Raw genomic sequence first — 17,890 nt, 5'->3', positions numbered from 1 at the left:
TACAGACATGGGTGACGCAGGGGTAGGCTGGATTGCTGCAATTATTATTGGCGGCCTTGCCGGGTGGATCGCATCTAATTTCATGAACAGCGATACCGGAATCTTGATGAATATCATTCTTGGTATTGTCGGCGCCGCTATTGCGAGCTTCATTTTCGGCTTTCTTGGTGTTTCTTTTGGCGGGTGGCTCGGTTATCTCGTTGCAGGATTTGTCGGGGCCTGTATCCTTATATGGGTGGGACGGGCGGTCAGTTGACGATTTGAAGGCAATTCGGAAGCCCCGCCGCATGGGGCTTTTTTATTTAACTTGGCATCCTTCGCAATCCGCCTTTCCGCTTTGATGAATAAGTACAATTCAAACGCCTTTTACGTTGAAACGCGTTAGTCATTCCGTCTATTAAAGATGGCTTATACCGTTTGCGGAGTGCTGGGGTGATACGGATACTGTTTCTTCTGCTTGGTCGGGAGATTATACAACGGCATTGGAGGACATTGCTTGCGATCTCGATCCTTTGGATCATCGGCGGAGCACTGATCATCATCGATGCACTCGACGGCAAAACAGTTATTTCTGCACGGCTTTTTGGCTATTTTCTGTTGCCCGAAGCCGCACTGTGCCTGTTTGCAGCCTTCGCCAGTTACGGCACTGCGCGCCGAATGCGTATTGTGCAGGGCGTAGCCCTGCTCGGTGTTAGCGTATTGATCATCAGCTCCACTCCTGCGAGTAATTTCGCGCTCGCCGTGTTGTTCGGGCTTTGCTTTCTCATAGACGGAATTGTGCGAATTGGCAGTGCTTGGGTCGTTCGTTATCCACGCTGGAAAGTTGGCCTTATCGGCGGTATCGTCGAAGTATTACTGGCAATCGCCACGCTTCAACCCTGGCCGACATGGTATGAAGGCACGGTTGGCACCAATGTCGGAGCAGTGCTGGTCTTAACCGGAATTGGGCTGTTGAACATTGCATTCCGGATCAAGCGTCTAGAGGATGGCGCGTCTCTTACCAGCATATTGAGCAGAAATCCGTTTAATCAGCGTGCAGCTCAGCTCTATCGCAAGCGCAATGCGCGAAATCGTAAGCAACTTACCGTTCACGTCTGGACGCCAACCGGCACCGCAATGACGTCTTTACGACAGCGAGCAATCAACCGATATATCGCCGCTGTCGATAGCAGCGGTGTAATTTCTACCGGCCATGCTGCCTTGGAAATGTCGCCTGATCTATATATCAGCCACTATCCAGCCGCCGAGATTGACCGCAACCCCGACGAATTCACCCGTACTTTACGGGCCACTGCAGACAATAACGTACCCGGTCGCTTTCTCCCCAGCTATGCGGTTGAGTCGGGCGAATGGTGCCCCTCGACGGTCCAGGTTGAAATTAAAAACATTGATGCAGCTCGACTTCGCACTTTTTGGAAACACTATCGCGCCAACGACACATATAACCTCACGAACAGAAATTGCTCCAGCGCAGTTGCAGACGCGCTTGATGCAGCTCTTGAGGGTGTTTATCGCGAATATAGATGGCCCGTTTTCAGAGCTTTGCAGGCAATTGTATTCCCTGAATTGTGGGCGGCAGGGTTGATGCGCAAACGTGCGGAATCGATGGCCTGGACGCCCGGTCTCGTGCTTGATTACGCGCGAGCGTTATCGGCCTTGGTCGACTCTTCTGGAAGAAGATCGCATAAGCAAAGCTTCCGTCTGGTGAAAAAGTATTCTCGGCGCAAATCTAAAGCATCGATTGGGTGAAACGTAAAGCACTCTAGCAGCGCGTCATGACCCCTCATTTAACTTGATTATTATAGCAATCCAAACGCTGTTGTGTTGCGCGTTTCTCAGAGCCGTTCATTTGACCAACTCAGTGGACTTTTACTCATCTTAAATAGGTTTGATTGAACAAAATCTTTGTATCAATCGGGTGAAATCATCGTGTGTTTTTCCATTCGTGTGCCCTCCGGCACCATAAAATTTCTACTCACCTTAATAGCCTTTAGCGCTTTTCAACAACCAACTGCTGTTGCACAAGTCAAAGAAGCCACACGGATCGTTTCACTCGGCCCCGACGTAACCGAGATCATTTTTGCGCTGGGTGCAGGAGACAAAATTATAGCCGTTGATCGGAGCAGCAAATATCCGAGCGAAGCAGCTGATAAAACAAATGTTGGCTATCGTCGCAGCTTGTCGCCAGAAGGCATCTTGACCCTCAACACCGATCTCATCATTGCATCCGAAGACATTGGTCCGCCGGAAACGACAGATGTGCTTAACCAATCAGCTGTCGAGATCCTCTATATTCCAGTCGATAACAGTCGTTCAGGCTTGATTAAGAAAATCGAGCTTATTGCGAAACGCCTCAACCTTGAGAAGCAGTGTGAGACTCTGACCCAGAAAGTCATCGACGACTTCGACGCCGCCACAGCTTACGCAAGCGAGCTATCGCAGGAGAAACAAAAGAAAGTCGTCTTCTTTCATGGCCTGGCGCGACTGAGCGGTGCGGGTAGCGACACGGCCGCCGACGCTTTCATTCGATATGCAGGCGGGATCAATCCGCTGTCGGTCTATTCCGGTTATAAACCAGTCTCGGAAGAATGGCTCGTCAAGGCCGAGCCGGACGTCGTGTTGATGCTTTCCGACGGAAACGGCGGTCCATCCCGCCAAGACGTTTTCTCCCATAAAGCGTTGCAGCAAACCCCGGCCGCGAAAAACCAGTCTCTTGTGGTGTTGGAAGGGCCATATATGCTCGGATTTGGACCGCGCACTGCAGAGGCAATCCGAAAACTGGCCGCCGCACTCTACGACTAGGCATCGCTAAAAAATGGTTTATCGTGCGCTCTCCAGAAATCGGAAGCACGTTCGGAAGCAAAAAAGGCCCCTCCTTTGGAGGGGCCTTTTTTATTGATGAAAGTGACTACTCAAAATCGTCTGGCAGTAGTTCCTTCGGAAAATTCTGATAGGAAACTGGACGCAGGAAGCGACGGATCGACATTGTACCAACGCTAGTTGCGCCAAAGTTGGTCGAGGCCGGGTATGGTCCACCGTGTACCATGGAATCGACCACTTCAACACCGGTCGGAAAGCCGTTAACGAGAACCCGGCCTGCCTTGCGCTCCAGAACTGGCAGGAGCCGCTGGGCAGATGAAATATCGCCATCATCCATGTGAATGGTCGTCGTCAATTGACCTTCGAAGCCGCGTGCGAGCGTTTCCATTTCAGCAACCGAACCGACCCGGATGACCAGCCCCAGAGGGCCAAATACTTCTTCGCCCAGAGAATGATCCGACAAGAAGCGTTCACCCGTCGTTTCAAACAGGTTCGGCGAAACCTGACGGCCGGACGACTCAGTTTCATAAAGCGGCTTGACCGCGTTGCGCGTATCAAAGCGCTCTTTACCCTCATGATATGCCTGCGCAATACCATCAGTTAGCATAGTCTGAGGAGCGACCTTCTTGAGACCTTCAACGGCTGCTGATGTAAAGCGATCAGCGTCAGCACCATCCAGAACCACGGCGATGCCGGGATTGGTGCAGAACTGGCCTGCGCCCATGGTCAGCGAACCGGCCCAGCCCTGTCCAAGCGTTTCTGCACGCGCTTTCATGGCTTCTGGCAGCAGGAACATCGGGTTGACCGAACCAAGCTCACCGAAGAATGGAATTGGCTCAGGGCGCGCTGCGCAAAGGTCGAACAGTGCGCGTCCGCCGGCCAGCGAGCCGGTAAAGCCAACAGCCTTGATGTTTGGATTTTGAACCAACGCATGACCTACATCGCGGCGACCGCCTTGAATGAGCGAGAAGACACCGGGGTGAATGCCCGTCTTGTCAATAGCGGCTGCAACAGCCTCAGCCACAATTTCACCCGTTCCAGGATGTGCAGAATGGCCCTTAACAACTACAGGACAACCGGCTGCGAGGGCTGCTGCGGTGTCGCCACCGGCAGTCGAAAACGCCATCGGGAAGTTCGATGCACCAAAAACCGCAACAGGTCCAATCGGACGCTGAACCAGGCGGATCTCTGGGCGCGGTGCAGGCTGGCGATCAGGCAGCGCTGCATCAAAACGGCGATCAAGATAGTCGCCCTTTTCGATGTGGTCAGCAAACAGACGCAGTTGGCCTGTGGTGCGGCCGGTTTCACCCTGTAGACGCGCTTCCGGCAAGCCGGTCTCCTGCGAGCCGATAATGACGATATCAGCAATGCGTGCTTCAATTTCATCGGCAATTGCACGCAGGAACGCGGCGCGCTCAGCGCGAGTCGAATAGCCATAGGACCAGAAAGCGTCTTCGGCTGCTTCGCACGCCCTGTTCACCAGATCGACTGTACCGACTGCAAACGAATGCGCAGGCCCACTTGCTGGTGAAGATTGAAAAGTGCCGGCTCCATCGAGCCATTCGCCAGCAACAAGGTGTTTTCCTTTGGGCGTAAATGCCATTCGTTCATCCTCCTGTAGAAATCGAAGTACAATTAAGCCAGTATCCGGCTCCATCTAAATTGCACTTGCCTAACGATTGTATACCCCGAATGTTTGTATACAGTGTGTGCGCAAATATCAATTGCCTGTAGGGGCCTCCCGCCAGGCGCAGCCATGAAAGACGCATGATGAGCGAGACCACCATCCTGAGCATTCCCACACTTCACGAACGCGTAGAAGCGATTTTTCGTAAAGCAGGATTGAACGCTATACAGGCTCAGGCCGTCGCTCGTGTGATTGTTGCGGGTGAACGCGATCACTGCAAATCTCACGGCATATACCGTATCGAGGGTGCGCTGCGCACAGTCAAGGCCGGGAAGGTAAAACCAGACGCAATTCCTGAAATAGTGAAGGACGAAGCATCGAGCATCGTGCGCGTCAATGCGAACTACGGCTTTGCAAATCCTGCTTTCGAATTGGGCCTGCCACTGCTTGCTGAGCGCGCACGCAAAAACGGTATTGCAGCACTTGTCATCAACGATTGCACGCATTTTTCCGCACTCTGGCCGGAAGTCGAAGCGCTGACAAACGAAGGTCTTGCTGCACTTGTCATGTGCCCCAGTTATGCAACCGTTGCCCCCACCGGCGGTAACAAGCCGTTGCTCGGCACCAATCCTTTCGCATTCGGCTGGCCACGGAAGGAAACATCGCCTTATGTCTTTGATTTTGCGACATCTGTTGCGGCGCGTGGCGAAATCGAACTCCACCGTCGCGCCGGCAAACTATTGCCCGAAGGTTGGGCGCTGGATGCAGAGGGTAACCCAACCACCGATCCTGAAACTGCACTTGCCGGTGCCATGCTACCGTTTGGCGGCCATAAGGGCTCCGCTATCAGCACGATGGTTGAACTGCTTGCGGCCATCATGATCGGCGATCTGACCAGCCCCGAAGTTCTCGATTTCCTTGGCACCACCACATTGTCGCCGGTGCATGGCGAACTCATCATTGCATTCTCACCGGAAGCCTTTGCCAAGGGTCGTCCCGGAGATCCATTTATCCGTGCGGAGGCGTTCTTCGAAGCCATTGTAGGACAAGGCGCACGCCTGCCTTCGCAACGCCGCTTTAAGGCACGCGCGGAATCAGACGCCGAAGGCGTAAAGCTCACCAAATCAGAGATCGATCAGCTCGATCTGTTGTTGGAGAAGGGGTTGGAAGCTATTTCTTAATCCTGAAGGTCGACTTCTAACAGAAATCAGTTGATCAAACTGATTTCTGTTCCCGGAGCAGCAGGAACAGCAACCAGGCTAGTTAAAAACTAAACAAAAGGCCCTCCAGACGGAGGGCCTTTTTTGTCGACAGCAAGATTCAAGCCGCGTATTTCTGAACCGCTCCAGGAAGCTTACTCCACTCCGCATACCAGCTGTTAAACAGCTTGAACTGTGCTTCCACATAACCGCGCTGGCTATCGGAAAGAGCATCTGTTTCGTTGAAGTGCAGCGTGTATTCCTTGTCGCCCTTCAACACCATCATATGCTTGAAATAAAGCACCAGATCCGGGCCTTCATCGAAGGATGAAAGCACAGCAAGCGCCTGTTCAAGTTCAAGCGCACGCTGGCGTGCATCCGCATCACCCAAAGCTGCAGCCTGCGACAGCTTGCAAAGCTGGATCACTTCCTTCGGCAGAACATTGCCGATGCCGGTGATTGCGCCGGTTGCCCCGCAATTGACGAAACCGTGGAACACGGCCGTATCAACACCGATCATGAGCGTGACGTCATCATCGCGGCTGGTGATGTTTTCGGCTGCATAACGCATGTCGGCAAGGCCACCGAATTCCTTGAAGCCAACGAGATTTGGATGCTCTGCACGCAGTGCGAAGAACAGATCCGCACGAGTAGCAAACCCGTAATAAGGGCTGTTATAGATAACTGCTGGCAGATCAGGTGCAGCCGACAAAATGGCTTTGAAATGTGCCTTCTGCGCTGCAATCACCGAGCCACGCGACAGAACGCGCGGGATGACCATAAGACCCTTGGCGCCAACCTTCTGTGCATGCGCAGCATGAGCTGCAGCAACTGACGTGTTCACAGCCCCCGTTCCAACAATAACAGGAATACCAGCAGCAGTCAGGCGAGCGACGCCTTCCATGCGCTGTTCGTCGGTAAGGAGGGGCCAGTCGCCCATTGAACCACAATAAACAACAGCCGACATACCAGCTGCAATCAGTTCCTTACCCTTGCGCACCAGCGCATCATAATCTGGTGAGCGATCATCCTTGCAAGGCGTCATCAGAGCCGGAATCACGCCGGAAAAGATATTGGCAGCCATCTAAAACTCCTCTCAGAGCATTTCCGTCCTTCGCGAAGCGACATGGAGCAGGAAATGCAGCAAACAAAACCAGGCCGATCGAAGCGCGGCGACGCAATGCCGTCTACCGGCTTCCGCAACTGATATATCAGTCTGTATTTTATTTGTCGACATAAATTATGTTGCGTTACAGATTTATTTCCAGCCGGTCATCGCGCATCACCAGTTTTTGCACCTGTCGCACGATCTGCTCGGCATGTTCATGGGCCAGCTGTTCGGCCAACTTCATGTCCCGTGCAGCAATTGCCGCAATCATTTCTTCATGCTCCTCCACAAAACGGCGAGGCAATTGATCATCATAGGATTGATAGTAGAGCCTCAGAATGCGTCGCCCTTCATCCAGCAAGCGCTTAAAGAGGCTTGTAAAATATGGATTACGCCCCGCTTCTGAGATGGCAAGATGAAGCGCTGCGTTAGTTGCAATCATCAATAGCGCATCCTGAGCATTCACGGCCTTGGTGAACTCGGCCTGATGCAATGCGATGATGTCCATGTCTTCCTGCCGGTGGTTCTTGGCCGCAAGCTGGGTCGTGACACGATACATCAAAGTCAGAGCGTCGAAATAGGTATGCATGTTAAGAAAATCGATATTCGACACCATAGTCGAGCGATTTGGCAGCGTGTCGATGAGCCCCTCGCCTGCCAGTCTCAGCAAAGCCTCACGAATTGGCGTACGTGACATTTTGAACCGCTCTGCAAGCTGGACCTCATCGATCGGGCTGCCGGGAGGCAGCACCAAGTCGAGGATTTCATCTCGCAGCAAGTCATAGACCATTTTCCCGCCTGAACCACGCTTGCGTTCAGGAATGGCGTTATCATCGCTTTCCTTCATCAAAAACTCCTAGTGTATATATCAGGCAAATGGCTCGGTCGGTCCCTTGGCGGGCTTTGTAAACCACTGCGCGCCGTCAGCACTCATGTAAATATGATCTTCCAAACGAACGCCAAACTGTCCCGGCACGACAATCATCGGCTCATTTGAGAAGCACATGCCCGGTTGAAGCAGCAACCGATTGTCGCGGACAATATATGGCGCTTCATGAATTTCCAGTCCCAGACCGTGCCCCGCGCGATGCGGAAGGCCAGGGAGCTGATAATCTGGACCTAACCCATGCTCTACCAGCACCGCGCGGGCAGCATCATCAAGGCTGGAACATACTGCACCAATCTTTGCAGCATCAAAAACGGCCTGCTGCGCCTGCCGTTCAATCGACCAGACACGCTCAAAATCAGCAGACGGCTCATCCAGCGCATAGGTGCGGGTCAGATCGGAATGATAGCCGTCGATGCGACAACCCGTATCCACGAGAATGACATCACCATTCTCATAGAACTGCTCGCCATCCGCACCGTGTGGCAAAGAGGTTGCTACACCAAAAGAGACGATGCAGAAGGTTGAGCCTCCAGCACCGGTCAGTTCACGATGCTGCTCGTCGATAAAGCGTACCACATCGGAGGCCGCAATGCCCGGACGAATGAACTGATGCGCGCGGCGTTGTACTTCCAGCGTCAGCTCCATGGCATATTTGATGATGTCTATTTCGGTTTGAGATTTGACAATTCGCTGTTGGCGAATGATCGGGCCAGCGTCAACAAGACGATCTGCCCCAAGTTGTGCGCGCAATGCATTATAGACAAAAAGCGGGACAGCATCGTCAATGGCGAGCGTTTCCCCGGCTTTCAGCACAGAAGCGACAAGGGCCGCACTGTTTTGTTCTTCCTGCCAGATGCGCATTTCGCCCGCCAGATGCGGAAGGCTTTCCACACGACTCTGCTCAAAACCGGGCACAATATAGACAAGCTCGCTTTGCGTAATGATTGCGCCAAGCAGGCGCTCGCTCGAATGCCAGGCAAGGCCGGTATAGTAAAGCAGGCTTTCCGTCGACCCAAGCAGCAAGGCTGCAATGTTGTTTTCGCTGAGACGGCGACGCAAAACATTAATTCGTTCCAGCCGCTCATCATTGGAAATGCGTGGATGTTGGGTGGTGGTGAGAGACATTGCTTATTCCTTTTAGCCCGCCATAGACTCTTTGACATGCTGAAAGGATAAATATCTGTACGCAATTTGTCGACAGTTGCAGCATTTTCGACAAAACGCCGAAGCGGTTTAAGGTTGGATAACGAGAATCCCGGATCCAATGCAGTCCTGACAATTCCATTTAAACGAGAACCGAGTCAGAGCTTTACCAATCCAGTTCGTTTCAATAGGCCCATAAGCAAGAGCGGCAGTAGTGTCGTCAACACAATCGCAATAAACGCCATTGCCATGCCCAGTCCAATGGATCCCTGTTCAAACTGGCGCCAGATAAAGATGGAGATTGTCTGCATACCGACAGGTGCTACCAGAATGGAGGCGACCAGTTCGCGCGTTGCCACCGCAAAGACCAGCAGCATAGCAGTAATCAGGCTTGGTGCGACCAGCGGCAGCATAATGCGGCGGAAAGTCGTAAAACTGCCAGCTCCACAGACACGTGCAGCAGCTTCAAGATTGTCACCAATCTGATGAAACGCGGCTGTTGCATAGCGGATTGGCTGCGGCAACAGGATGCAGCAATAAGCAAGCAAAAGAATGAGCGGCGTGTTGTAAGGCGAGATGATAAGCGATGGCTGGTTCCAAGCAAGGATAAGGCCGACAGCCACCACGACACCAGGAAGCGAGTTCGGCAGCACCGTTAGGACATCAAGCCAGAAACGTCCACGGAACCGCATTTTCACTACAGCATAGGCTGCAATAGCACCGAGCAACCCCGTAACAAGCGCACTTGCCAAACCCAATGAAAGACTATTGAACAAAGCCCGCATCGCGCCCGCACTGTTATCTGCGATGTCTGCAAAGTTATCAAAGCCCAGATTGGACATCGTTAGCCCGCCAGAAATGGTCTTCGACATCGCGGTTGCAAGAATCGCAAGCAGCGGCACGCCGGTTGCCGCAAAAGCCACAACGCCAAACAAAATTATTACCGGAACCTTGAGCGCTCCGAGATCGCGCTTGTCCTTGTTCTGCGGTTTACCACTGGTTGTCACATACGAACGACGCGTTAAAATCCAACGCTGGAGCATGAAAGCTGCAAGTGACAACATTACTAGAGCCAGCGAAAATACAGCCGCGCCCGAAAGATCAATCGGCCAGTCGGATATGCGCAGGTCAATCTCCGTCACCAGAACGTCGAAGCCCGAACGGCTACCAAGAGCAGCAGGCGTGCCATATTCCTCGATCGCCGAAGCGAACACGAGCAGCAAGCTCGCCGCAAGTCCGGGCGTCGCCAGCGGCAACGTAATTCGCAAAAACGAACGCCACGGCGAGGCACCAAACACCCGACCCACATCGGAGTAGCGCGCGCCGACAGCTTCAATTGTACGGGACACGGCAAAATAGACCAAAGGAAACGTGTTGAGCGCCATCACGAATGTCATGCCGGCAAGTGAAAACAGAAATGATGCAAGATTGAAGCCTGAGAGCTGCTCGAGATAGCCGCGCGGCTGCAAAGTCATGATCCAGCCAAGCGTCGCAATATAAGGCGGGATCATGAACGGCACGAGCATCAGCACATCCCATACCAGCGCGAACGGCACCCTATAGAGCGCCCGAAAAACAGCAAGCGGCACTGCAATAATAGCCGAAAGCACGACGACGCTGATTCCCAGTAAAATGGTATTGGCGGTCATACGCAGGAGCTTCGGATCTTCAAACAATGCCGGCAAATGCACAAAAGGCATGCTTAGCACACCCTGCCCGATCTGCGGAAAAATTGCCTGTAAAACGATGAAAATAAACGGAACAGCAACGACAATGGCAAGGCCAATGACGGCCACAAGCCCAAGCGGATTTGCAGCGGTAGCGGTCTTAGCACTCATAATTGCCTCGCGGTATTCCGGCTGTCTGGGAAAGGACAGCATTCTTAAAAAGCAAAAGCGGCTCTCCTCCACATGGGACGAGAGCCGCCAATTCATTATTTCTTAGCGCCAAAGATTGCGTTGAATTCCTTCAACGTTTCATCGCGCTTGCCGTATACGGCTTCTGCATCAATCTTGAGAATTTTCAAATCGCTGATGAGAGGACGGTTTGCAGCAACGTCAGAACGTGCTGGCATCAAGTAGGTGTCAGCAACCAGCTTCTGGCCTTCATCAGAAAGCATGTAATCGATGAACCGCTTTGCTTCGTCCTGATTTTTCGACCAGTTAAGGATCATGGCCGGGCGTGGTGCAATCACAGTTCCCGATGTCGGGAAGACCACTTCAATCGCTTCGCCCTTGGCCTTTCCTGCAAGCGAAATGTAATCGACGGCGCCAAAAACTGCAGCTTTTGCGCCCTGAAGCACGGGGTTCAGCGCTTCAGCGTTGGCACCCCCAGCAATTGCACCGTTTTTATGCAGATGCTTGAACAGATCCCAGCCCTGCTCCGCTTGCAGCGCAGCTATGAGCTCAAAAGTAGCACCCGACTGCGACGGATCTGGCAAGTTCACAAGGTCCTTGTATTCTGGTTTGGCAAGATCAGCCCATTCGGTCGGTTTAGGTGTCTTGCTGTTCGGATTCCATGCGATTCCGAGCGCGGAAACACCCTGCGCAACAGCGGTTTCATTCTTCAGAAAATCAGGAACTTTTTCAGCATTGGGGCTGGTGTAAGCCACAAGCCAATCGCGCTTGGCAAAATCGGTCGCTGTATCCCAAGATGCCGAAATCAGCACGTCGACAACTGGATTGGCAGCCTCAGCCTCAATACGAGCCATGACCTTCCCGGTCGTCGCCTGAAAGACATTGACCTTTGTGCCCGTCTTTGCAGTGAAACCAGCCGCCAAGCCTTCAATCAGCTTGCCGGGGCCTGCCGAATAAACAGTGATATCAGCAAAAGCTGCCGTACTTGTGATTAAAGCAGCGGCAAATGCCATGCCCGCACTGAAAAAGGACTTCTTCATTGATCTCTCCTGAGATGTGTCTGAGATGAAAGAGTTATTAGGAAAACCAGCGGAGCTGTTCCGCATCGATTGCAATGCCCAACGGAACACCTGGCGAATGACGCGCGCTATCGAGATAGGTCAGCTCATGTCCCTCGTGCTGCGAACCGATGCGAACTGTTGTGAGGTGTCCATCACCGCGGAATTGCGTGCGCAGAACGGTGGCAGGAATGGATCCGTTACTCATTTCAACGCTGCGAACTGAGCGTGACGGCAACAACACATGCGTCGCCATTGTGGGGGCAGAATGGTGCGCCAGGTGGATTTGCGTCTGCGCTATGCGATAGCCCTCATCATCGCGTTCAACCGGCATCACACAGCCAAGCCGGAGGAAATCGGCAACCGCTGGAGTGGTCGGCTGCGCAACAAGCATTTCTGGTGCCGCCAGTTGTTCGATAATACCTGCCCTCATGATCGCAACCTGATGCGCCAACGAGAAAGCCTCGCTCTGATCATGCGTCACATAAATGGCGGTGAGACCGAGATTGGTAACTAGCTGGCCAATTTCACTGACCATGTTTTCACGTAATTCGCGATCAAGATTAGAAAGCGGCTCGTCGAAAAGCACGATGCTGGGCTCAGCAACAATTGCACGTGCAATCGCCACGCGCTGTTGCTGACCACCCGACATTTCGCTGATCGAGCGATCTCCAAAGCCAGCAAGACCAACGCGATCCAGTGCAGCTGTCACGCGAGTCTCGCGCTCGACACGTCCAACTCCACGCATTTCGAGCGGAAATGAGACATTTCCATAAACAGACATATGCGGCCAGAGTGCGTAATCCTGAAACACCATACCAAGGCGACGCTTTTCAGGCGGTGAAAACCGGCTGCTTTTGGCATCAGCCACGGTTTCACCATTGATCGTGACAGACCCTCTGGTCGGGTGAAGCAATCCAGCAATAAGGCGAAGAAGTGTGGTCTTTCCGCAGCCCGATGGGCCCAAAAGTGCAAGCGTCTGACCTTTCGCGAGCGACAGATCAATGTTCTTGAGGATCGTGTTGCTGCCATAAGCGAGACCTAGGCCCTCTGCCTCTACAGCAACATCCGTGTGGATTTCAGTTTCATGTGACATAAGCGTGCAATCTGAATGGTTTGCGCGCTTTTATTCCGCCTGCGTGACATACAGATGACACCAGCACTCCCGGCTGCGTTCAGCGACCAGAATCACACCGCCCTCGTTTTCAACACAGCGCATAGAGAACCGACCATCAAAGTTAAATCTGCTGCTAGTTTATAGTATAATACTAACTTTTATTGTCTTTTTTCGACATTATGGTCCTAGCAAAATATACAATGAGCAGCAAATTTAACGAAAACTGCACCATTATTCACCAGAATGTTCGGTATATAAATATTTCGAAGTTTTTTATCAAATGAACATTGATATGAATTTCGAATACCCATAGACTCCGAAATCATTGAATTGAAATATATACATATACTTGTAATGCGAACAACATCGAAGGATGGCTGATATCAGCTTGATTTCGGCATACAGGAGGGAATATGTGTTTCAAGTTTAGTCCGCTCTTTGCTTCTCTGGCGGTTGTTGCTTTTTCTCCGCCAGCCGTTTTTGCTCAGACCCCTTCTGCGCAATTCACGGTTCAGATAACAATTGCTGGCGCCTGCCAGATCAACTCAGCAACCAATATGGATTTTGGCTCTCACGGGGTGCTCACAACCAACACCGACGCGACCAGCCTTCTCACGGTTCAATGCACCAATACCACCCCTTTTAACCTTGCGCTGAGTGCTGGTAGTGGAGGCTCTGGCGCGACAGTTACCAATCGCCTCATGACAGGCACAGGTGGCGCAACAGTCACTTACTCTCTTTATCAGACAGCTGCGAGAGACACAGTGTGGGGGACAACAGTGGGGACCAATACCCTTGCGGGAACGGGTACCGGCGCGCCGCAACAATTTACTGTCTATGGCCGCGTCCCTCCTCAGAACACCCCTGCACCGGGTGCCTATACCGATACGGTGACGGCAACCATCTCGTACTGAGCATAAAGGAAGAATATCATGCGTAGTCTAGTGTTAGCGGCGGCATTATTTGCCGGTCTGCACGTAACTCCTGCACTTTCGCAAAGTGTCTCGTTGCGGGTCTCTCCAGTGCTTGTCGATCTTAGCGCGCCAACCGCAGCCTCAAGCGTTCGTATATCAAATGATGCGAAACGCCCAATCAGCGTGCAGGTCAGGATTTTTAAATGGAGCCAGAACAACGGCGTTGACACCTACACCCCAGCCACCGATGTCGCAGTAAGCCCACCAATTTCGCAGCTAAAGCCTGGCGCAGAGAATATGGTCCGGGTGGTGCGTACGTCCAAACGCCCGGTAAAAGCTGAAGAGAGCTACCGACTGATTGTTGACGAACTACCAAGTTCTGCCAGAAAGAAATCTGGTACCGTCACCTTTGTAGTCCGGCATTCCATTCCAGTCTTCTTCTCTCCGGCGGAAAATGCAGGTGCTGAAGTTGCATGGAGCGCGCAGCCAAAATCTGGCGGCTATCAGGTCACTGCACGCAATACCGGCGACAAAAGGATGCGCATTTCTGATCTCGCAGTAAAAAGAAAAGGTGGCGCCTCGGTCGCACAGCAAAAAGGGCTCGTCGGATATGTCCTTGGGAATTCTAGCGCTTCCTGGTTTATTCGCGGAACCGGAGGTAGTCGAGGTGGTGGCTCGCTGATGATCTCAGCACAAAGCGAAGCTGGCCACATAAATGTCCAAGCGAACAACAGGGGCGGTTGACCTCGCTGTCTTGACGATTGCTTGTCTGTCAATTTTCTCGGACTTTCCGAAGGCTGCGGCTCAAGATTTGCCACCCCCGTTGGCGGAACTCAAACACTCCGACATCGAATTTTTCGAGCTGCAACTTGAAGTCTTCGTGAATGGCTCCTCTACTGAGTTGATTGCGTCCTTTCGTCAAACACCCGACGGGCTCCTCTTGATCGAGCCAGAGCAACTGAAAAATGTTGGCATAAAACCTGCAAAGGAAGCAACCACGGAAGATGGCTGGGTCGATATAGGTCGGCTACCGGGCGTAGTGGCAATTTACGACGAAGAAAAACAAACCGTAAATTTTAATGCTACGGAAGCAAGCCGCGCGGCGCGCGTCATCGATGCACAGGCCGACGACATACCGCTCACGCAGGAGGAGGAAAAGCCCGTCATCACCAGCAACATGGGAGGTTTGGTCAACTACACCGTTTATGGCTCGACCGGTGGCCCGAAATGGGACGACCTCACGTCATTCCAAGGCGTTTCGAGCCTGCTCGAAGGTCGAATATTTGGACGGTATGGCGTTGTCACTTCCTCGCAAATTCTAAGTTCGTCCGACGCCGACAAATTCGGGACCACGCGGCTCGATACGCGCTGGTCCTATTCCGATCCAGATCACCTGATGACATATAATGCGGGCGACATCATCTCTGGCGGCCTTTCTTGGACCCGTCCCACACGTCTGGGCGGCATACAAATCCGCCGCAACTTCAACCTCCGCCCAGATCTGGTAACAATGCCCCTGCCTGAGCTTTCAGGATCCGCCGCCGTTCCCTCCACCGTCGATATCTACGTCGACAATGCCCAACGCGCCTCGCGCTCGGTGCCCTCGGGTCCATTCTCAATCACCAATTTACCGATTGTAACAGGATCAGGGACAGCGCGGTTGGTTGTTCGTGACGCGTTGGGTCGCGAAACAGTCTCCGAAACGCCATTCTACGCATCATCCGATCTTCTATCAAAAGGACTGGCAGATTTCTCAGCCGAGATAGGATTTGCGCGGCGCTATTATGGAGTGGAGTCAAATAATTATGATGAAAGGCCTATTGGTTCGGCGACACTGCGCTATGGACTAACCAATCAACTCACCCTTGAAGCCCATGTCGAAGGTGCCGAAAATTTTTATAACGGCGGCGCTGGTAGCGTCTTCAATATCGGCACTTTCGGCATTGGCTCCATTGCAGCGTCGGCAAGCCAGTTCGGTGGAGAGCGAGGATATCAGGTCGCGGCCAGCCTTGAGGCTGAACTTTGGGGCATCAAGTTTTTCGGCAGAACACAGCGGACCTTTGGCGATTACAACGATATTGCGTCCGTTACTGCCGATGTCGCAAAATACGGACTTCCTTCAACCATCTATAGTGCAAGACCTCCACGCTCACTTGACCAAGCGTCAATATCTCTGCCGCCCCAGTTTGAAAACCTGAACCTCAATTTTTCCTATGCACAGCTTGAAACAGCAGACTTCGACAGATCACGTATCCTCAGCATGACTGCTACAAAGGGGATCGGACAGAATGGGAACGCGTTCCTCTCAGCCTTCACCGATCTTGAACGCAAAGGTTCCTTTGGCGTTTTTGCCGGTCTTTCGTGGATGCTGGATGGTAACATCACCGCGTCGAGCGGTATATCCTCTGACGATAAGGGCACCAGCTTCACAGCCGAACTGATGAAGTCTGAGCAGCCAGTTGTCGGAAGCAGCGGTTGGCGCGTACGCGGTTCTTACGGTCAGAACGACATTGTTGCAGCCAGTGGAAGCTATCGGAGTTCCATAGGGCGCGCTGAAGCAGGCGTTGAAAAGTTCAATGACAACATCCGTGGCAATGCACAGTTTGAAGGCTCGATTATAGCAGCCGGTGGCGGTGTTTTCTTGTCTAATCGCGTAGATGATGCCTTCAGCGTTGTTGATGTTGGCGCGCCAGATGTCGAGGTCTTTTACGAAAATCGTCCCATTGGAAAGACCGACAAGCGCGGAAAGTTCCTTGTTACCGACCTTCGCTCCTATGAAGCCAACGCCATCTCTATCGATCCTTCGAACCTGCCACTCGATGCCAGCGTGGAAACAACCCGCCAGATCGTCCGGCCGAGCGACCGTAGCGGGGCTGTCGTTGATTTCAACGTTTCCGCCCAGAACAATCCGGTCCTTGTGACCATTCGTGACGAAGCAGGCGAATATGTTGAAACAGGCGCTTCGGTGAAGCTCAACGGCGTTGGCGACGCAATCGTCGGTTACGAGGGACAAGTTTACATCGAAAATGCCGCCAGCTCCAATACACTCACCATACAACAATCAAACGGTGAAAATTGCACCGTTACTTTCAATGCTCCCGCCAGTGCGAATAGTCGCACAACAATTCCTGATGCCGTCTGCCGGAAAGACCAATGAAAAAACTTTTTCTGACGATCGTTGTCGTGATATTCCTGAGCCTCACAGGCATCAGCGTTGTGCTCGCGCAAACCTGCACAGCCAGCATCACCAACATGAATTTTGGCACCGTCAATCTTCAGGCAGGGGGTGCCGTGGATACCACTGCTACACTGAGTGTCACCTGCTCGAGTTCACTCAATCTCGCACTTCTGATGCGCTTATGCCCCAATCTTGAAGCCGGCAGCGGTGGAAGCTCTGGGAGCACTAGGCTGATGGTAAGCGGTGCCAACACGTTGTCTTATCAGTTTTACCACGATGCAAATCGCACGCAGCCCTGGGGCTCTTCCACAAATACAACTTTGGGAACTGTGGAGCCAATTGACGTGATTGCCCCTATTTTGGGCTCAGGCACAGCGACCAGAACGATCTATGGTCGTGTTTTGGGAGCGCAGGCATCGAAGCTTGCCGGAACTTACCTATCAACTTTTGGCGCTGGTCAAGCGCGAGTTAACTATGTTCGCTATCTGCTTGGAGCACCCGACTGCGCTGCAGTCGTAGAAAACACCATCCAACCGACCTTCAGCGTGCAAGCCGTCATTAATCGTTCCTGTACAGTCGCAGCGACTGCGATCAATTTTGGTTCCCGAAGCAATTTGACTACCAATGTGGATGCCACTGGCACGCTAACCATTAACTGTACATCGGGACTGCCATACAGTGTCGCTTTGAGCGGCGGACTAAGCAACGCCCCACCGACCCAACGGCGCATGACTCTCGGTTCAAACGCAGTGATTTACGGCCTATATTCCAACAGCGCTCGCACAGTACCTTGGGGTAGTGCGGCAAACCAGATTGTTGCCCGTACAGGAACAGGCGCTACAGAAAGTGTGACCGTCTATGGTCGCGTCGCTCCTCAAACCACACCGACTTCCGGCACTTACACAGACACCGTGATCGTTACAATCAACTATTAAAAGCCCGGCCATCACAGGCCGGGCCAAGTTCACGACAGATGGAGAC

The 17,890-nt window shown here is 52.7% G+C and carries 15 protein-coding genes; 8 read left to right on the top strand and 7 right to left on the bottom strand.

The window, feature by feature from the left end; translation table 11 throughout:
• Positions 1–7 precede the first annotated feature (7 nt).
• The 3 genes from QSJ70_RS03585 (at position 8) to QSJ70_RS03575 (ending at position 2,802) form a co-directional block, all read left to right on the top strand.
• Positions 8–256 (top strand): GlsB/YeaQ/YmgE family stress response membrane protein, encoded by a 249-nt coding sequence (locus QSJ70_RS03585; RefSeq protein ID WP_285534828.1) that lies wholly within the window; start codon positions 8–10, stop codon positions 254–256.
• Positions 257–432: 176 nt separating this feature from the next.
• Positions 433–1,749, top strand: a complete 1,317-nt coding sequence (locus QSJ70_RS03580; protein WP_285534827.1) for an HdeD family acid-resistance protein — start codon at positions 433–435, stop codon at positions 1,747–1,749.
• Between the two features lie 180 nt (positions 1,750–1,929).
• Entirely contained in the window at positions 1,930–2,802 is an 873-nt protein-coding gene (locus QSJ70_RS03575; protein ID WP_285534826.1) for a heme/hemin ABC transporter substrate-binding protein, read from the top strand.
• Positions 2,803–2,908: 106 nt separating this feature from the next.
• Here the strand turns inward: QSJ70_RS03575 and QSJ70_RS03570 are convergent, their stop codons facing one another.
• Positions 2,909–4,423 (bottom strand): aldehyde dehydrogenase (NADP(+)), encoded by a 1,515-nt coding sequence (locus QSJ70_RS03570; RefSeq protein ID WP_285534825.1) that lies wholly within the window; start codon positions 4,421–4,423, stop codon positions 2,909–2,911.
• 167 nt (positions 4,424–4,590) lie between these two features.
• Between QSJ70_RS03570 and QSJ70_RS03565 the strand changes: the two genes are divergently transcribed.
• Positions 4,591–5,628 carry an Ldh family oxidoreductase gene (locus QSJ70_RS03565; protein ID WP_285535093.1) on the top strand — a complete coding sequence of 346 codons (1,038 nt, stop codon included), beginning with the start codon at positions 4,591–4,593 and terminating at the stop codon, positions 5,626–5,628.
• A 139-nt stretch (positions 5,629–5,767) separates the two neighbouring features.
• Here the strand turns inward: QSJ70_RS03565 and QSJ70_RS03560 are convergent, their stop codons facing one another.
• From QSJ70_RS03560 to QSJ70_RS03535, 6 genes are all read right to left on the bottom strand, one after another.
• Positions 5,768–6,730: a dihydrodipicolinate synthase family protein gene (locus QSJ70_RS03560; RefSeq protein WP_215777260.1), complete on the bottom strand. Its 963-nt coding sequence runs from the start codon at positions 6,728–6,730 to the stop codon at positions 5,768–5,770.
• Positions 6,731–6,896: 166 nt separating this feature from the next.
• Positions 6,897–7,601: a GntR family transcriptional regulator gene (locus tag QSJ70_RS03555; protein ID WP_215777262.1), complete on the bottom strand. Its 705-nt coding sequence runs from the start codon at positions 7,599–7,601 to the stop codon at positions 6,897–6,899.
• A gap of 21 nt (positions 7,602–7,622) precedes the next feature.
• Positions 7,623–8,768, bottom strand: coding sequence for a M24 family metallopeptidase (locus tag QSJ70_RS03550; protein WP_285534824.1), 1,146 nt, complete (start codon positions 8,766–8,768; stop codon positions 7,623–7,625).
• 176 nt (positions 8,769–8,944) lie between these two features.
• Positions 8,945–10,624: an ABC transporter permease gene (locus tag QSJ70_RS03545; RefSeq protein WP_285534823.1), complete on the bottom strand. Its 1,680-nt coding sequence runs from the start codon at positions 10,622–10,624 to the stop codon at positions 8,945–8,947.
• Positions 10,625–10,719: 95 nt separating this feature from the next.
• The gene (locus QSJ70_RS03540; protein WP_215777267.1) at positions 10,720–11,682 is read right to left on the bottom strand and encodes an ABC transporter substrate-binding protein; all 963 of its coding nucleotides are present in this window, start codon (positions 11,680–11,682) and stop codon (positions 10,720–10,722) included.
• Between the two features lie 37 nt (positions 11,683–11,719).
• Positions 11,720–12,796 (bottom strand): ABC transporter ATP-binding protein, encoded by a 1,077-nt coding sequence (locus tag QSJ70_RS03535; protein ID WP_285534822.1) that lies wholly within the window; start codon positions 12,794–12,796, stop codon positions 11,720–11,722.
• Between the two features lie 434 nt (positions 12,797–13,230).
• On the opposite strand from QSJ70_RS03535, the gene QSJ70_RS03530 reads away from it, so the two are divergent.
• The 4 genes from QSJ70_RS03530 to QSJ70_RS03515 are packed head-to-tail and all read left to right on the top strand — an operon-like array spanning position 13,231 to position 17,844.
• Entirely contained in the window at positions 13,231–13,731 is a 501-nt protein-coding gene (locus QSJ70_RS03530) for a Csu type fimbrial protein (protein ID WP_285534820.1), read from the top strand.
• Between the two features lie 18 nt (positions 13,732–13,749).
• Positions 13,750–14,475: a fimbrial biogenesis chaperone gene (locus QSJ70_RS03525; RefSeq protein ID WP_285534819.1), complete on the top strand. Its 726-nt coding sequence runs from the start codon at positions 13,750–13,752 to the stop codon at positions 14,473–14,475.
• Positions 14,447–16,888 (top strand): fimbria/pilus outer membrane usher protein, encoded by a 2,442-nt coding sequence (locus QSJ70_RS03520; RefSeq protein ID WP_285534818.1) that lies wholly within the window; start codon positions 14,447–14,449, stop codon positions 16,886–16,888. Before QSJ70_RS03525 ends, QSJ70_RS03520 begins: the two co-directional genes overlap by 29 nt.
• The gene (locus QSJ70_RS03515) at positions 16,885–17,844 is read left to right on the top strand and encodes a Csu type fimbrial protein (RefSeq protein WP_215777275.1); all 960 of its coding nucleotides are present in this window, start codon (positions 16,885–16,887) and stop codon (positions 17,842–17,844) included. Before QSJ70_RS03520 ends, QSJ70_RS03515 begins: the two co-directional genes overlap by 4 nt.
• Positions 17,845–17,890 lie beyond the last annotated feature (46 nt).

The organism is Brucella sp. NBRC 12950, assembly GCF_030268145.1.
Lineage (GTDB): Bacteria > Pseudomonadota > Alphaproteobacteria > Rhizobiales > Rhizobiaceae > Brucella.
This window is presented reverse-complemented; position numbering and strand designations above follow the sequence as displayed.